Consider the following 16,857-nt stretch of genomic DNA (forward strand, 5'->3'; position numbering starts at 1 on the left):
GTTCAAAATGAATGCCATACGCCATCGTCTCGCGGTGCTTGCCGCCTCTATACTGATCGTTTCGGGCGCGGGAGCTGCCGCACATGCTGCGGAGGTTGTCATCGTCGGTCCTGGTGGGCTTTCTCAAGAAGCCTCGAAAAAAGCTCTCTGGGACCCGGCAGCAAAAGCGCTCGGATGGACAATCGAAGAAGACACGTCGCAAAGCTGGACAGAGGCAAAGGCGCAGGTCGATGCCGGCGCGGTCAGTTGGGATATTATCTCCCTCAGCATGGGCGAGGTCCAGCTCGCTGTCGATGCTGGCACCATCATCAAGCTTCCTTCCGACATCGTCGACCGGGCGGACTTTGTTCCGGGTTCGGTGAACGATTATTGCGTCGGCAACAGCGTGTACTCGACTGTGGTTGCCTACAACACCAAAAAATATGGCGACGGCGCCATCACATCCATCCAGGATTTCTGGGACGTCAAGAAGTTCCCTGGCAAACGCGGCCTATTCCGTAGTCCTCGCGGGAATCTGGAAGCGGCGGTGATCGCACTCGGTCACAAGCCGTCCGAAGTCTACGACTTCCTGTCGACCGACGAGGGCAAAAAGGCCGCGTTCGACAAATCGCGGAGCTGAAGCCTTACGCCATCTGGTGGGAGAGTGGAGCGCAGGCAACTCAGCTGACAAAAGATGGCGAAGTCGACATGATCTACGGCTGGAACGGTCGCCTGCAAGCTGCGATCGACGCCGGCGCGCCGTTCAAGATCAACTACAAGGACGGTCTTCTGGAAAGCGATTGCTATGCGGTAGTGAAAGGCGCTCCCCACACGGACAATGCAATCAAGTTTGTCAAGGAGATCTCCCAGCCGGAATACATCAAGGATCTTCCGAAATACATTGCATATGGTGGTGCTAATCTGAAGGCCTACGCCGGCTACGACGAGAAAACCTTGTCTCGTCTGACGTCCTCTCCGGAGAACACAAAACTCCAGTATCCGGCGAACGTCGACTTCTGGGGCAAGAACGGCACGGCTCTCTCTGAGGCTTTCGACAGCATGCTTCTGTCCAAATGATCAGCGCGTAGTGGCGGCGGCTTGGCCGTCGCCACTACGCGACAAGTATCAATTTGGCGTAGCAACCTCGAAAATCGGGAGACGGTCCATTGCCGCAAGAAGATAATACAACTCCACCCAAAAAGGGCGTTGTTGATGGGCAGTCGCTGCCGATTGCCATCAAGGAAATCACGAAGACCTACGGACCGGTGACCGCTCTCAACAAGGTTAGCCTCGACATCAAAAGTTTTGCAAAAAGCCAGAAGCAACAACATTGATCAGACCCGCGGGAAGCAAAGCGGGGTCGCCATATGGGTTGTCGCAACTCCGTCGCTTATTTAGTCGGACAGCCGCTACGACGCTCGAAACGAACAAAGACATTTAGGTGATTACGCCATGCAGATGTTCTCGATAGACGGCTGTTTGTCCGCCCATAGCGACTATCCTGCGTGTGAGCTTAGTGAACATATTGCCTTGTTCACCGAAGACCGTATCGAAAGGCCCAGCAGATAATCGCCAACCTTTGGGTCTCGGGAAACGACCGCCACAACCGGCTGCCGAAAGCGACTGGAAGAAACCACAGCTATCTCGGCCTGACCATCTGTCTTAGTGTCTGTTCAAGAATGGCGGGCGTGCGCGGGGTTGAGTGAAGGGCGGCAATCAGATTCTTTGTATTTTGCGACAAATACGGAGAGATCGAATGGCCTGGACACCCTTCACCCGGCGTCACCATGACAGAAGCCGCATGCGCTACGCAAGTGATCTGAATGACCGTGAGTGGAGCTTGATCGAGCCCCTCATGCCGAGGCAGCCTCGACTGGGCCGCAGACGCAAGACGTCGCTTCGGGCGGTGATGGACGCGATTTTTTATCTGCTGCAGTCAGGCTGCCAATGGGCATTGCTGCCGCATGATTTTCCACCGAAGAGCACGGTCTACCATTATTTCAAACGGTTTTGCCGGGACGGGACGTGGCGTCGTATCCATGACGCGCTCTACTGCCGAACGCGGCAGCTTGAGGGGCGAGAAGAGCAACCGTCATTTGCCATCATCGATAGCCAATCAGTGAAGACCGGCCCGGATGCTCGTCTCGATATCGGCTATGATGCGGGTAAGAAGATCAAGGGCCGCAAGCGGCACATTCTGGTCGATACTCTTGGCATGCTTCTGAAAGCCGAGGTCCACTCGGCAGGAATTCAGGATCGTGATGGAGCAGCACTTGTTTTCGACAGGCTCGCCAACCGTTTTCCCTTTATCGAGAAAATCTGCGGCGACGGCGGCTATCAGGGCACAACAGTAGAAGAGGCCAGCCCGCGACCGATGGAGATTATCAAACGAAACCAGGCCGGTTTCCAGGTGCTACCAAAGCGATGGATTGTCGAACGAACGCTGGCGTGGCTCGGCATAAACCGCCGAATGGCAAAGAATTTCGAGCGTTTCTCGGCCACAAGCCTAGCCTTCATCCAAACAGCAATGATCAAGCTCATGACAAGAAGGCTCGCTCGATACCCGCTTTCTTGAACAGACTCTTAGGCGCGCCGAACAGACGTTAACTTTCCCGAATACTCCTCAACTCTAGGCTTTGATCTTGGTGCGAATTGCGTAGGCCATGGTCCTGGAGGATATAGGTTTGGGCAGAAAAAGCGCGGACGTCATGTCATCCCTGGAAAGCGACATTTTAAGATCACTTCCTCCAATGATGATGGACGCTGTCTTGAAGGCTGCATGCAAGGCAGTAGCACTCTGATTGTCGGAAAGAGACGATTGGTCAACCAGGACCAGATCGGCTTGTTCGCCTTTTGACATCCAATTGCAAAGTTCTGCACATGTCTTAAAGCCCACCGGCTCATAGCCCAGAGCGGCGATCTTATCTTCGTACGCCTCTCGCAAGACAGGATCTGGCTCAACCAATGCCACAATTTCTCCGTTGCCACGCGGTGTTTTGCAGCGGCCAAAAAACGCGTCGGGGCTGACGGGGTTCTTCGAGGAAGGAGGTAGATAAATGTCGAAGCGCGTCCCTCGCCCCATAGCTGAAGTTACGTCAATGTATCCTGCAAGCGCGCTGACATGACCGTGTACGGCAGCAAGACCTAGACCCGTACCGCCGCTACGAGAGCGTGTTGTAAAGAAAGGCTCAAAAATGTGGGGGAGCACAGCCTCGGCAATGCCTTCACCGTTGTCGCTGACAGAAAGAAGAACATAGTCGCCGGCTGGCATAACGCCATGTGCCAGTATTTTCTGTCGAGATATAAAAGTTCGGCTAATGAAGATGTCGATTTGACCATCGGCGGTAAAGGCCTGGGAAGCGTTCTTGCAAAGGTTCATCAGTATCAGCTGAACCTCAAGCGGGCTTCCTTCGACTACGCTCTTCTTATCATCAAACTTGAAATTCAGCTCGATGTTGCGTTGCAAAGCAACACGCAATAAGGGAGCAATCTCCATCACGAGCTCGGAGACACTAAACGGCTTTGTCACGCGTTCTAGTTTTCGGCTTAGAGCTAAGATCTGATCGATAATGAGCCTGGCTCTGTCACCCGACGAAATAATTTGGTCAACATGTCTTCGGGTGACCGATGACCGGCGCAGCGAGTTTTGCGCCATTTCAGCGTAGCCGAGGATTGCTCCCAAAATGTTGTTGAATTCATGCGCTATTCCACCAGCAAGCGTACCAACTGCCTGAAGACGTTCCGCGTGCTCTAATCGCCTCTCCAGAATGTCGCATTCGGACTGCTTGCGCCGAACATCGATATAGTGGCAGAGGCACGCGGTGGCGAGCTCAAGAAGCTGAATTTCGCCCGGACAGGGTCGCAGACGATAGCTTTGGTAACTTAGTGAACAAATCGCTGTCAGGTGATCGGTAGATTTGTGTGCCAATAGTATCGAAAGGCCTGGAATTTCTGGAGAAAAGCAGCCGACCTTTCGCGTCGACATGATGCGGAATACTGACGCACGTTCGTCCGCCTTGGCAAAAGAGACCATTTCGCGTAGCGCCTCGTCCTCCCAGACTGGCTCAGGCAGCTTCGCAGCGAAACTCTCGACAGCCCACCTGTTCCCATGGTCCACTAATGCTAACGCACACGAATCGGCAGTAAAGAAACGCTGAATAATTCCAAGCGCAGCCTGCGCGGACGAAGCTGTGGCCCCACCGCCTTCAAAACAAACCCCAATCTCTTTGATTAGCTCTTCATAATCCAAACGCCGCGCTAACCAATCCGTTTTCCGGCGCAACCTATAGACCAGTGAGATGATGTAGATGCAAAGGCCCACCGACACGGAACTCAAGAAGATCCGCGCCCGCTGCTCTCTCACGCTTTGTAAGCTATAGGCCTCCAAACACTTACGTTGCAACCTTTCCGCAATTTCAGCGGTGTCGGAGGCCTGAATCATGTTTACCGCATCGTTGACCCGGGGCAAAAGCGACAAGATAACGTGACCCTCGCGTGTAAGTATACGGATAGGAGCTTCATCCCCACCGCTAGCTTTTTGGAGCATGTCGAGTTCGCGACTGATCTCTAACGAAAGTGCTGGGCTTGGCTGACGCGTAAACTGCAGCATCAGGCTGCCCAATTCGATCGAATTTTCGACCGTCTGATCCGTCGACGACATCTTGGGAAGAATACTCAGCGCGCGAGTGAAGCTCGCAAGCGAATCTTGCAGGAGCACGTTTTGCGTTCCAAAGGATGCGACGGCCGCGTCGGTCGTATCCACAGACATCTTTAGCTGGTCTAGCAGTTGAGAGAAATCGTTGCCGCTCACAAGATGGGATTGTTTAAATAATCGCTTCAGATTTTCCAGGTTCTTCCGCAAAGCCCCCAACCTGGAGATAATGGGCCGGTAGTTCCCCACCATACCCGCATCCGCGCGGAGTACATCCCGCTGCAGCGAGGCACTGTCGATGTTAATCGCCCGCAACTGGGTCAGGATTGCCCGATTGGTTTCATTGTCCTGCCAGCACGCAATCGCTACCAAGGCAAAAATCATTGCAGCAACTATCAGAGCCAGGACAGACCAAGACTTGGCGCCTGTCTTGAAATCTTGCCGAGTCGGTGAATACCTTCCATTCATCCGCACTTATGTCCTCGTGCCAACGCTCAGTCCCACTCCCGTGGCGCTTAGGCCGCACGGTAGGATTTGTAAATGGGTTTGAAATCACAGACGTCGACTCAGTTTGTTTCAAATGAAACACAGCCCTGGCATTCCAACGATGTTTCCAGTCGCCGAGTGTTGTTTGACTGCGCGTGGTGGCTTGTAGGATCGCAATGGTCAGGATATCGCGGTTTGTATCGAAAAGAAATGAAATCGCCAGCATAGACAAAATGGCTGATCATGCATCGCCTGAGCAAGCTACTATGCTACGAGCGGCGAGCACTGCCGTGGCGGGCGCCGCGGAGATTTAAGTGTGTGTTCGTACCGCCTCAAAGCTGTCGTCTTCGTAAGATCCAGGACATCGGCGATATTTGAAACGCAATCGACTGTTTCATGCGCATATCCATTATATATTCTTCAGCGGCATTTTTCATTTTAGGTCATCCCGAAAAGCTTCAGCATGAACCGTCGGTGCTGGCAGTGCGTACCGCACGGCTGATGTGCTTCCCTACCCAAATCGCTTATACGCTTTTCGACATTGCGCCAACAGGTAGGCTGCGTCCACCATAAGCAAGGGTCGTGCCGCAGCGCCCCGATTGCTCAGACGGACAAGGGGATGGAAGCTTTCATAGGCGTGTGAGCCGGCAACGTCAGCGATGCACAATTGCAAATGCAGCGCGATATTAGTTCCACCGATCACGGACAGCTGGTACGCTTCCCACAGTAAAAATCAAGATCCGAATTGGAAGATCTGGTTTGGCACAGATGGGGTATTCCATTAAATCTATATGAGGCGCAGGTGTTGCTCTATCTCATCTACGGACCGACTTGCAGCGGCAAAACGGACATTGCAATCCAAATCGCACAAAAAACCGGGTGGCCGGTGGTTGCCCTTGATCGTGTGCAGTGCTGTCCTCAAATAGCGACCGGTAGCGGAAGGCCCTTGCCATCGGAATTGCAATCAACGCGGAGAATATATTTGGATTCTCGCCGCCTTACCAAAGGTATCATTGACGCCGAGAGCGCCCATCGCCGGCTCATTTTGGAAGTGGATTGGCAGGAGTCCGAAGAGGGGCTCATATTGGAGGGCGGCTCGGTTTCACTTCTCAACTGCATGGCCAAAAGTCCGTATTGGAAATCTGGTTTTCAATGGCACGTTAAGCGGTTGCGCCTTGGGGATTCGGACGCCTTTCTGGCGAGAGCCAAGCAACGCGTTACGGAAATGTTTGCCATCAGGGAAGATCGTCCCTCGTGGTTGGAGGAATTGGCGGAACTCTGGAACTACCATGCCACCCGACCGATTTTGGAAGATATCGACGGATATCGTTGCGCGATTCGCTTCGCAAGAAAACACGATCTCGCAATCAACCGGTTGCCAGATATTGATGCAGAGCAGCAACAAGATCTCATAGAGGCCATAGCCAATGAATATCTCGAACATGCGATCATGCAGGAACGCGATTTTCCTCAATGGCCGGAAGATGGTGCACGCCAGCCCGTTGGCCCAGCCACATTGATGCGGATACAATGAGCTGCCACTTTGTATTTTAGCCTGCTGGACTGGCCATGGACGGCGCGGCGGCGCCACGCCAAAGCCAAAGCTATTCGAACGTCTCAATTGAGTAACTAATTACTTCCGAAAGAGCGTTCTGCCGTCGAGGCATTTTCCCCGGTGTCGAGTTCCAGTGGTTGCAGATCCCGATTGGGCCCGCGTCGGCCATAGATCGAAAGTCGATCTGCATCGATAGCCGTTCGTTCTGCACGTCTTCATTGTACACTAACAAAGCCAACGATTGCGCACCGTGCCTGGTCCTGACCAATTGGCATTACTTACGGCAGGCTTATTTGGCTACGTTTGAAACCAATCTTCGCTCTCCCATAATCATTATGCTGCAGATGGACTGCACATATCATCGCTAGGCTTACACAAGGAGTACGATGACATGGGGCACCAAAAGGAATCAGACAAGCGCCGCGGTGACTCACACCTGCGTTTGGCAACCATCGACGGCGTATCCCTACCTGGACTACAATTGTCGCCCGATCGGCGGCCGCGTTCCACGTCAAAGAAGAGGTCCTTTTTCGAACAATTGCTCCTCGATTTTGCTTTCGGTTGCGAGCTATTTTATCCGATCCAGCTATATGAGCATCTCGCAATAAGCGAGGGGGAGGACAAAGAACCCCAGCCCGGCATGTGAGAAAAACGATTGACGGACTTGGGAGAATTCCAACCGGCCGCCACGCCCCTAGCTTGAAACCCAAGTCTAATGGATTTCCATATGCCATCATGAAAATTGTTGCCACGTTGGACGAAAACCAAATGTGGTATCTCACTCGCCAACGCTTGCTGTCCACCGGTAAAGCCGCTTTCGCCTCCTAAAACCAAGGAAATTTGACCCGCAAGGTTCGCCCATCAAATTTGCTGCACAAAGGATTTCATTCTCCGTGTCATTACGCTCTTTGAAATGCATTCGCGGCGTCGCACTAACAGCGACCTCCATCGTGCTCGGCACGCAGATCGCAATTGCGCAAGACGCGGCTATGGGGTCTCAGTGGCTGAACACGCCGGCCTCTCGAGTGGAAGCGCTTGCGGTCCTCCAGACCTTGAACGCCAATCTCCTCGGTAACGCCAGTGCTACTTTGACCCTTGATCGCTGGTGCGCCGCGCACAAGCTCGCACCAGAAGGTTCCAAGATCGTAGCTCAGCGTGTGCGCGGGCAAGACAAGCCGGCCGATGAGCACATCCGCGAACTCCTGAGCGTTGGGTCCGACGAGCCGATCGCTTATCGCCGCGTTCGCCTAGTCTGCGGCGACCGCGTCCTATCCGAGGCCGACAATTGGTATGTGCCGGCAAGATTAACGGCCGAGATGAATCAGGTGTTGAATACCAGCGATATTGCGTTCGGCAGAGCCGTTCTGGCTCTCAATTTCACTCGCACAAACCTATCCGCCAAGTTACTCTGGTCCCCTCTATCCGAAGGCTGGGACATGGATGGCTTGATCGCGCCTGGAACGGGTTCTCTTGCGCTGGCGCCGTTCCTGCTCGAACATCGTGCCGTACTGAAACTTCGAGACGGCACGCCGTTTAGCACCTTGGTCGAAAGTTACACGGACAAGGTGCTAGACTTTCCAGTTCCGCGCCTGCTTTCTCAATAGCGTTTGTGCGACGATCACCGAATTCACTGCTCGAAGGAGAGCGGATTGGCGCAAGCCATCCTGATCGCTTTTCAAGCTCCGCAACTCGCTCTAAAGGGCGCTCGCCGATGCCATACTGGATCGCCTCGTTCACAACGCCTATCGCATCGATCTCATTGGCGAAAGTATGCGCAAACAGCGTTCACCGATGGCGCTTGAAACACAGCAAAGCTTGACCTGATACAAAACCCGATCCAAACATTAACCAGACCCAGGATCAGTCCGAAAAATGGCCGGCTTCAAATCGGAATGCTGGCCGGAATGAAATCGGAATGACTGGCCGGCTTCAAATTGGAATCGGTGGCCGGTTTCATCGGAATACGCAGCGTGCTGCGCAGGACCGGTCTATCGGAGCCGTGTTGGACGGCTGGCTGAAAACATGTGGGCGGGGACGGCCATCCTACCGCAGTTGTTTCCTCGGATCATTCGTGAAGGGACTGGCTCGGACGGCCAGCGCTAATGTTCCGACGATGCGAACGTCAATAGGTCCGCCGATCGATACTGTTCGTGCCGCGACCGGCTAGCAGCTCCATCTCCTGATAAGAGACGCAGACGCACTTTGCCGCGAAGAGGAAACCTATTTTCACAACGGCAGGTTGGCGAAGCGGCGGACGATTCGCTGCGCCTTAACTGCTTGTTTTTCTTCCCGCCCTGGAAGGGCGGCAGCAACACGGATAGCGGTGCCTATCGGGAAGAACGATGTCAGGTTCGAAGAGCTTGACAGAATGGGCGATTAATCGCGCCGAAGAGATGGTGTCGGCCCAAGGAATGGATTTGCTTCGCTCTACATCAGAAGGTCATCGATGGAGCACTAATTATTGTATCATGCGCCTGACTATTGCGATTATTGAAGCGCTGATCGAAGCTCGCAATTTTGAACAAGCACCGTTCGAAAGCGTTCTAAAGAACTGATCCCCAGCCGCCAAGATCGTGTCCCGCCGGGTGGTGTAGGTTGTGGAGGGTAGCAAAGTCGAGTGCCCGCGCGCTTCCATAGCGCTGTAGCGGGTGATCGGCTTTGCGGGCGGCCACCAGTGTTTTCCGTTAGGGTCGGGTTGTTGAAGACCAACCTGACGGAAAGATCACCGATGACCAAAGACATGATGGACGTGCGCTCGCTTGTTGAGAAGAGCGCGGATGCAGATTTATTGCGTGAGATGATCGGTTTTGCCGCCGAGCGGCTCATGGAGCTGGAGGTCGGCTCAGCCACAGGTGCCGATTTCGGCGACAAGAACCCGTTGCGGCTTGCTCAGCGCAACGGCTACCGTGACCGTGATTGGGAAACCCGAGCTGGGACCGTGGAGCTTCGCATTCCGAAGCTGCGCAAGGGCAGCTACTTTCCGAGCTTCCTCGAACCCCGCCGCATGGCAGAGAAGGCTCTGACGGCGGTCATCCAGGAAGCTTATATCCAGGGCATCTCGACCCGTTCAGTTGACGACCTGGTCAAGGCCATGGGGATGAGTGGCATATCCAAAAGCCAGGTGAGCCGTCTCTGCGAAGAAATCGACGTTAAGGTGAAAGCGTTCCTCGACAGACCGATCGAAGGCGACTGGCCATATCTATGGGTCGATGCGACCTACCTCAAAGTCCGACGCGGCGGACGGGTTGTCTCTGTCGCTGTCATCATCGCCGTCGGCGTCAACAGTGATGGCCGGCGCGAGGTCCTGGGTATGGAGGTTGGCACGTCAGAAGCCGAACCGATCTGGACGGAATTTCTGCGCAAGTTGAAACGCCGAGGATTGCGCGGCGTCAAGCTTGTCATCTCCGATGCCCATGAAGGTCTCAAAGCGGCCGTGACCAAGGTTCTCAATGCCACCTGGCAGAGGTGCCGGGTTCACTTTATGCGGAACGTCTTGGCGCATGCCGGAAAGAGCGGTCGGCGGGTCGTCTCCGCCTTCATCGCAACGGCCTTTGCCCAGGAAACACCGGAGGCGGCCAGCGCTCAATGGCGTAGTGTCGCCGACCAGATCAGGCCGAAAGTGCCAAAACTTGCCACCATCATGGACGATGCCGAAGACGATGTTCTGGCCTACATGACCTTCCCGAGAGAGCACCGGGCAAAGCTACACTCGACCAATCCGATCGAGCGTCTCAACGGCGAAATCAAGCGCCGCACTGATGTGGTCGGTATCTTTCCCAACGACGAGGCAATCGTCCGTCTTGTCGGGGCGCTGCTGCTCGAACAGAACGATGAATGGGCCGTGCAGCGCGCCCGGTACATGACCCTTGAGACCATGGCCCAAATGAGCGATGATCCCCAAATCAGTTTGCCAGCAGTGGCTCGCTGATATCCCCTCCGACCTCAGTCGGAAAGCACGGCAATCAGCCGCGACCTACACCACGTCCAGGGGCACGATCGCCGCCAAGCACGGTTGTGCTCTATTTTACCCAATCTTATTGAGGGTCAGGGGGATCAGTTGAATTTTAGCCCTGTCACCAAAGGCTAAGTTGGTGACAGGGCGTGTCGCTGACACGGGGTGGCGATAGTGTCAACGACCAGGGCAATATGCCAATACCCCAAAGGAAGTCGAATGAACATCGGCTCTGACCGCAAGGTTCGTGTGAAATTTGCGACCGGCTATCCAAGCCACCTCGGCATCCGGATCATGAGTTCAACATTGGTGGCATTTTCACGCGTTTAAACCGGATGTCCGGTGTTCGAGCGCTTTAATTCCTCGGTCAGGAGCGGATTGGTGGGCCAGTTATTCAGCAGCCACGAGAAGCCGAACTTTGGATGCGATCTGATGTGCAATCCGGCGAAAGCTTCGGGCAACGCAGCTCGGATTGGGTGAGCTGCGCCAAGCGGGCGCGACGGGCCAATCAGCGATCGGCAGCTATTTTGTTAAGGCAACCCGAGCATCTAGCTCACCGGATTGCACCGGAATTCTCTCTTCCCCTGGGAGAGGCCAACAGCTCAGCTCGTGCATGATTGTAGGCTTTTTCAATGGATTTCGCGATCGGCCGAACGGCATGAAATTGCTCGTTCGAACTGATTGGCGCATCTGTTATCAATGTATCGACTGATTTCTCAATCGTGTCGACGGTCTTTTCCAGAAGTGGGCCTTGCGAATGGCCGGACACAGAAAGAGTTGCAACGGTCCGGCTTTGATCCCGATGATGGGTCATACTGGTATAAACTTGTGCAAGCTCCTCATGGTCGACTATCGCGTTCAGAATTTGAGCTTTTTGAATTTCGTTTAAATGATCATGCCCGCTTATGAGCGCTTGGGCAGCGATACGGCTAGTGTCTACCGATTCATCTTGTCTAAAAGTCTCAATCGCTCGGCCTACCAACCTGTTTCTATTTGCCGCATCAAAATCACCGAGGCGGCGCGCAACGCTCGCAATCGCCAGAGCTTGATCAAATGCTTCAGGCAAATCGAGAACGTGATCTACGATCATACTTTTTGCCCCTGAAGACTGGAATTTAAGAATTGGTCCAACACTATGTGTTCGGTGGGATGGTAAGATGGCACCGCCGGCAGGGTCATCTCCGGGATGTTCCGGTAAGAGATCGTCGGGTATTGCTGCCTCATATAGGGCCCTGGCTGAAGCACCAAGCCGGTTGACTCGAGCATGAAATAGCGCAACGGGGCTTGCCTGAACCGCATCCCGTACTTGGCGACTTGCAAGCTGAAAATTAGCGAGATTATTTGCCGTTTCCACCGGATTGTCGGAGTGCAAATGTGTCGCAATTTCAGCGAGCAGTTCAGGTGGAAAATTAGTTTTCGGTTCCGCATCGCTTCCAACAGCGGGAGAGTCATGAAGGATGCCGGTCTGCTGCTTTTCTTTATCCATTGATCAGCCTCCAATATCGCTTCGACCAGCCCGACTCTAACACTAGGGCATGGTCGGCCGAACCGATGTCATGCTACATTTGAAATCGCACCGTCGTCGGGCTGGGATTTGTCGAAGGGATGCGGAAAGAAACCCGATGAAAAGAGCTTTCCTTGCTGGCAATTATGAAAGGTGAAGGCATCAACACGCCAAAAACTTCCTGGTGACGCAGAGAAGTGAAAACGACAGCGTCGGGCAGGCACTGGCCAGCGCCGACCAGCCCAAGCACGTCCATCTCAAGCGCCCGGCCGGATCGTCCCGCGATGGCTGACTTCAAGGTGCATGTTGACCTGGACGGCCGAACGCGCCCGATCGGACTGGCAAGGACGAATCGCGCCCGAGGCACGGAGACCATCCTCTTCGAATACTTGGGCGTATGGCTTGAGGACCCGGACCGCTTCTCGCTGGAGCCAGCGCTTGCACTGACGCGTGGCGCTTTCGCCCCTCCCGCCGGACTGGCGACGTTCGACTCCATCGGCGACTCCGCGCCGGATACTTGGGGGCGCCGCCTCATGCAGCGCGCCGAGCGCCGCCTCGCGGAACGCGAAGGCCGCGCCGTTCGTACCCTGGCCCGACGAGACCCGGCTTGGCGCACTCCGCTTCCGCTGGGTTAGCGACGAGCTTTTTTAGGCACCGATTCGTGCTGTCGTTCCTGCTCTGATCGAACTTGGCCGGCTGCTCCAGATCACCGAGCGCCACCTCCGGGACGAGGAAACGGATGAGGACCTCCAACTCATCTTCGCCCCTGGCTCCTCCCTCGGCGGCGCGCGTCCAAAAGCGTCGGTCTTCGACCAACACCGTCATCTCTCCATCACGAAATTCCGGAAGGAGACCGACGACTACAGTATGGAGACCTGGGAAGAGATCGCCGTCCGTCTTCCCTTGGGCGGTTCGTCTTCAATGTGCTGATCTCCAACGTCGACGACCATCTCCGCAACCACGTTTTCTTGTGGCGGGGAAAGGCGGGTTGGTCTCTGTCGCCGGCATACGACCTCAACCCCGTTCCGAACGATCTTAAGGCACGGGTGCTGACGACGAACATTGATCTCGACGAGGGCACCTGCTCGCTCGATCTGCTGGAGGCCGCGTCCGAGTTTTTCGCGCTCACGCTGCCGCAGGCCCGCGCGATTATCAAAGAAATCGCGACGGTGACGGCTACATGTCGCGAGCTAGCCAAGGCGGTCGGCGCTCGCGCGGCCGAGAGCGACCGCATGGCCAGCGCCTTCGAGCACGACGATCTCAACCGGGCGCTGGCGCTATGAGGAGCTTTTTCGTAGCTGCGATCCACCATGGACAAACTTCTTCACCGGGGGCGGATTAGACGAAATCGGATTGGCGCTACCTAGAAAGCAAAGCTCGCTGCAGAATGAAACTCAACCCATGACCGATCGCGCACTTATAGGCCAAGCTGGTACCTTTACGTCTATAGCTTGGCATTTTGAATACAACCATCGTAAGTTCAGCGTCACCGTCTAACCGGATCTGGTAACGAAGAAATTGAACAACTGGCTTATCGTCGCGGTCAACGGTAAAGTGCTGATCTGCAAACGCGAGGCTCCCGTCAGTTGTGATCCTATACGCATCTATGCGGTTGCCTCCACGCGTCTTCGTTGGCGGCGTATCGGTGGTCCCGGGAGTGCACAAACTTAAATCAACCGTGACATTCACCGGCTTTCCGGCAGTTAGCGCGAGCTCAATCTCGGGCAAGGTCGCAAGTGTATGATTATCGTTTGCTGCACTAACCGCCGTAGCCAAGAGTACCCCTACCAGGGTCGGAATGATGTGTTTCATAAGTGATCCTATTTGGAGCGACGTTAGGAAGCGGGAGCGTTCCGAAACTATTGGTCCGTACAGATTGCGTCGTTTCGTTCAATGTCCTCGACGGCGTTGCATCGGATCGCAACGGGAGAGGTGAGGCTGGATAGGCAAGCCTAGGCCGCGGCGTGAAACCTGAAAACCGCTGCGTCTACGATCTCTGTCAAGTTCGGTGGACACGGCCCCTGCAGGCGAACTTAGGTTCGCTCGGTTTCACAAGCATTTCACAATCGCCGGTGAAACCTTCATTTGAAACAAATGGGACTGTAATTTGAGACCTGCTATCAGCGGCGAGACGATGGATGGGGCAACTTATAACAGCGCGGTGGATCCAAGAAATTATCGAGATAATCCAGAGCGATTTCTGTCACGGGAAGAAGCATCTAGCTCGGCTCGCGTGCGTGCGTACGCATCATTGATATTTTTCTCAAAGCTTCCGTTAGCTGTTAAGAGCCCGATATCATTCGGACCCCGTCTTGCTAACGACGCGCTGTATCTTTCAATTATCTCGATTACTGTGTCTATAGGTCTGACCTCGGGCTCCGCCGCGTCCCTATATCTTATAGGATTTGCGTCCATGTTTTTTTGAACCTCAAAATCAGCATAAGCTCGACGAAACAAGGGAGACAGTCGCGGACGGCTGCTCCTCTCTTGTTGGATGCGAGCCCGTTGATCCGCATTCAGGTACCTTTCTCCTTCGACCAACACATCGGCCGCAGGGCATTTCTGGCCCATATTCCAAGTCAAAGGGGGATCTAGCCGCAAAATCTCGATGGAGCGTTCGATGAGGCGCGTTTTATTTGCTTCACCAAGATCATCCAAGTGCTTTATGACGCTGAGAATTGCGCCGCACTGAGCAGATTCCGGTAAATTGAGGATATTGGTGACAAATCTCGATTTTCCCCCTTCAGACTGGAACTTAAGAATTGGGCCAACGGCTTTCGTTCTGGCTGTCGGAGAGGGTCGGTTCGTCTCCCACTCAGGTAATTGATTTTCGGGAATGACCGTATCGAACACGGTTCTGGCGGAAGCGCCAATTCGTTTCATTCGCGCGTGATATTTTCCGACGGGATCGCTTGTAACGGCTTCACGACCCGCACGCCCTGTGCGTTCCAGGCTTCCAAGATTTCGTGCCGTTTCTACCGGGTCCTGGGTAGGAATATAAGTCGCCACCTTAGCCAAAAGCTCGGGAGGCATATCCGCATTTGTCGATGTAGAAGGGGCTTCCGTGCGGGAAGCTCGGGAATCATCATTTAAGATTCGTTGGCTGGGCTCCATCGTGCATGCTCCTTCTTCTCTCAATCACTCGGAGCCTACTTTGATAGTGAGAGAGCCTCAATTTTTATTGTATTACTTTTGCAATTGACATCCTGTAATTCAATGGGCTTGGCGATAAAGCAGGATGTTGAAACAGTCATTTTTCCCACTGCATAAGCATTGTCTTAGCGCCTAGATAGGCACCTTCACGCTTAAGCGCCGATGCCGATTGCCAGGTGAAGTGAACAATAAGCGCGCTGGTCGCGTCTGCATGCATGTTTCGCTCAGCGACCGGCCCTTCTGCCACTTTCCATTTCTAGGTCGGATGGGTTAGTCGTCCGTTTAACTCGAGAATCGTCACTAGAAATTCACGGCGCTAATAGTTGCGATCATATTAGCGTAACCGGTAGATTGATCGGTCCGCGGAAGCCGAAACCGCGCCATTGCACCGCGTCTGGGTTTGGCAGCGTCATGTTCGGAAAGCGTTCAAACAGCATGGGCAACATGATTGCCCCGACGGTCTGACGCGAGATTTGCGCCCCAGCACAGTGATGGGGGCCGGAGCCGAAGGACTGGTGCGCATTCTTCTGGCGGAAGGCATCGAAGCGCTCTCCGTCCTCAAAGACGTCTTCATCACGATTGGCAGAGGCCTGAATAGTCATCACGGTATCCCCTTTCGGAACGAGAAAACCCCGAATTTCCGTATCCTCCAATACCAGCCGCGAGCTCGCCTGGATCGGTGCGACCCAGCGCACGCCTTCCTCGAAAACCTGCCCCCAGCATTGCTGCCTCTTGACCTCCTCGAACTGCTCGGGATTGGTCAGCAATCCATAGACGATCGTGCCGAGAGCGTCGCGGGGCTCGTTGATGCCTCCGCCGATGGCGATCTTGATGTTGGCGTAGATCTGGCTCATGGGTATGGGATCAGACGCGTTCACCATGATTGCGAAAGCCGAGGGGTTCGGTTCCGCCTGATGCTTTTCGATCAAGTTGTCGAAGAGCCGGTTCATCTCCGCATTGGCTTGGTCCGACCGCTCGAAAGGCTGAGGCCGCCATCCGAAGTTGCCCGCCCCTTCAATTAGCCGCTGCGACCAACGTATCATTTCTGCGTCGGAGGCTTCGCAAATTCCAAGGATATGAGCGAGAATGCGGGCAGCCACCGGCCCGCAGATCTCCGCAAACAGATCCACTGTGCCCCCGCGGGGGAGGCGATCAAGATACTCGCTTACGATGTCCCGATAGATCGCATCCCAATGCTCCGCGATTGTTTTGGGAGCAAAAGCCTTGGCCATGGCCATTCTCTCGCGGATGTGTTCCGCCCCGTCCTTGCGCATTAGAGTATGGGCCTGGAAGGCCTGCTTCATCGGCGTGAGGGGGTCATCCGAACTGAAGCGCCCGGGCTCATCCTTCACCATCTTCGTGTCGGAAGCCTTGGTCAGAAACGTCCGCTTGACCGCGGCGACGCGCACAACCGGGGTCTGCGCGCGCATTCGACGATAGATCGAATAGGGATCGAGTGTCAGGTCGTCGATAGTGGTTACGCGATCTACTGGCGCCAATTGCATTGGGAACCCTCCCGATTCGTTTAACCTTGAATCTTCTGTGGTTGCCGCCCGTGATGCAAGAAGTCTTTGAAC

The 16,857-nt window shown here is 54.6% G+C and carries 11 protein-coding genes and 3 pseudogenes; 9 read left to right on the forward strand and 5 right to left on the reverse strand.

Going from position 1 to position 16,857, the window contains the following annotated elements; translation table 11 throughout:
• The first annotated feature begins 7 nt into the window (after nt 1–7).
• The 3 genes and pseudogenes from J5289_RS29590 (at nt 8) to J5289_RS26910 (ending at nt 2,554) form a co-directional block, all read left to right on the forward strand.
• Nucleotides 8–1,056 (forward strand): annotated as a pseudogene (locus tag J5289_RS29590) (ABC transporter substrate-binding protein).
• 89 nt (nt 1,057–1,145) lie between these two features.
• Nucleotides 1,146–1,313 (forward strand): hypothetical protein, encoded by a 168-nt coding sequence (locus J5289_RS26905; RefSeq protein ID WP_209208058.1) that lies wholly within the window; start codon nt 1,146–1,148, stop codon nt 1,311–1,313.
• Nucleotides 1,314–1,735: 422 nt separating this feature from the next.
• Nucleotides 1,736–2,554, forward strand: coding sequence for an IS5 family transposase (locus tag J5289_RS26910; protein ID WP_219276683.1), 819 nt, complete (start codon nt 1,736–1,738; stop codon nt 2,552–2,554).
• 54 nt (nt 2,555–2,608) lie between these two features.
• Here J5289_RS26910 and J5289_RS26915 read toward each other — a convergent pair whose 3' ends face one another.
• Entirely contained in the window at nt 2,609–5,098 is a 2,490-nt protein-coding gene (locus tag J5289_RS26915) for a two-component system VirA-like sensor kinase (RefSeq protein WP_209208067.1), read from the reverse strand.
• 820 nt (nt 5,099–5,918) lie between these two features.
• Between J5289_RS26915 and tzs the strand changes: the two genes are divergently transcribed.
• The 5 genes and pseudogenes from tzs (at nt 5,919) to J5289_RS26940 (ending at nt 10,599) form a co-directional block, all read left to right on the forward strand.
• On the forward strand, nt 5,919–6,650 hold the full coding sequence (tzs, locus tag J5289_RS26920; protein ID WP_209208070.1) for an isopentenyl transferase family protein: 732 nt from the start codon (nt 5,919–5,921) through the stop codon (nt 6,648–6,650).
• Nucleotides 6,651–7,564: 914 nt separating this feature from the next.
• Nucleotides 7,565–8,275 carry a hypothetical protein gene (locus J5289_RS26925; RefSeq protein ID WP_209208068.1) on the forward strand — a complete coding sequence of 237 codons (711 nt, stop codon included), beginning with the start codon at nt 7,565–7,567 and terminating at the stop codon, nt 8,273–8,275.
• Between the two features lie 100 nt (nt 8,276–8,375).
• Nucleotides 8,376–8,495, forward strand: a pseudogene (locus J5289_RS26930) (ATP-binding protein); the annotation flags it as partial.
• Nucleotides 8,496–9,013: 518 nt separating this feature from the next.
• Complete coding sequence (locus J5289_RS26935; RefSeq protein WP_209208069.1) at nt 9,014–9,226, forward strand: hypothetical protein; 213 nt, start codon at nt 9,014–9,016, stop codon at nt 9,224–9,226.
• A 173-nt stretch (nt 9,227–9,399) separates the two neighbouring features.
• Nucleotides 9,400–10,599, forward strand: a complete 1,200-nt coding sequence (locus J5289_RS26940; RefSeq protein WP_209207809.1) for an IS256 family transposase — start codon at nt 9,400–9,402, stop codon at nt 10,597–10,599.
• Nucleotides 10,600–11,176: 577 nt separating this feature from the next.
• On the opposite strand, the gene J5289_RS26945 is transcribed toward J5289_RS26940, so the two are convergent.
• Complete coding sequence (locus J5289_RS26945) at nt 11,177–12,109, reverse strand: hypothetical protein (RefSeq protein ID WP_209208074.1); 933 nt, start codon at nt 12,107–12,109, stop codon at nt 11,177–11,179.
• A gap of 302 nt (nt 12,110–12,411) precedes the next feature.
• Here J5289_RS26945 and J5289_RS26950 point away from each other — a divergent pair.
• A pseudogene (locus tag J5289_RS26950) lies at nt 12,412–13,410 on the forward strand (type II toxin-antitoxin system HipA family toxin).
• Between the two features lie 76 nt (nt 13,411–13,486).
• On the opposite strand, the gene J5289_RS26955 reads toward J5289_RS26950, so the two are convergent.
• From J5289_RS26955 to J5289_RS26965, 3 genes are all read right to left on the reverse strand, one after another.
• Entirely contained in the window at nt 13,487–13,939 is a 453-nt protein-coding gene (locus J5289_RS26955; protein ID WP_209208075.1) for a VirK family protein, read from the reverse strand.
• A gap of 363 nt (nt 13,940–14,302) precedes the next feature.
• Complete coding sequence (locus J5289_RS26960) at nt 14,303–15,241, reverse strand: hypothetical protein (protein ID WP_209208076.1); 939 nt, start codon at nt 15,239–15,241, stop codon at nt 14,303–14,305.
• Between the two features lie 368 nt (nt 15,242–15,609).
• On the reverse strand, nt 15,610–16,785 hold the full coding sequence (locus tag J5289_RS26965; RefSeq protein ID WP_209208077.1) for a cytochrome P450: 1,176 nt from the start codon (nt 16,783–16,785) through the stop codon (nt 15,610–15,612).
• Nucleotides 16,786–16,857 lie beyond the last annotated feature (72 nt).

The organism is Rhizobium sp. B230/85 (assembly GCF_019355735.1).
Taxonomy (GTDB): Bacteria; Pseudomonadota; Alphaproteobacteria; order Rhizobiales; family Rhizobiaceae; genus Rhizobium; species Rhizobium rhododendri.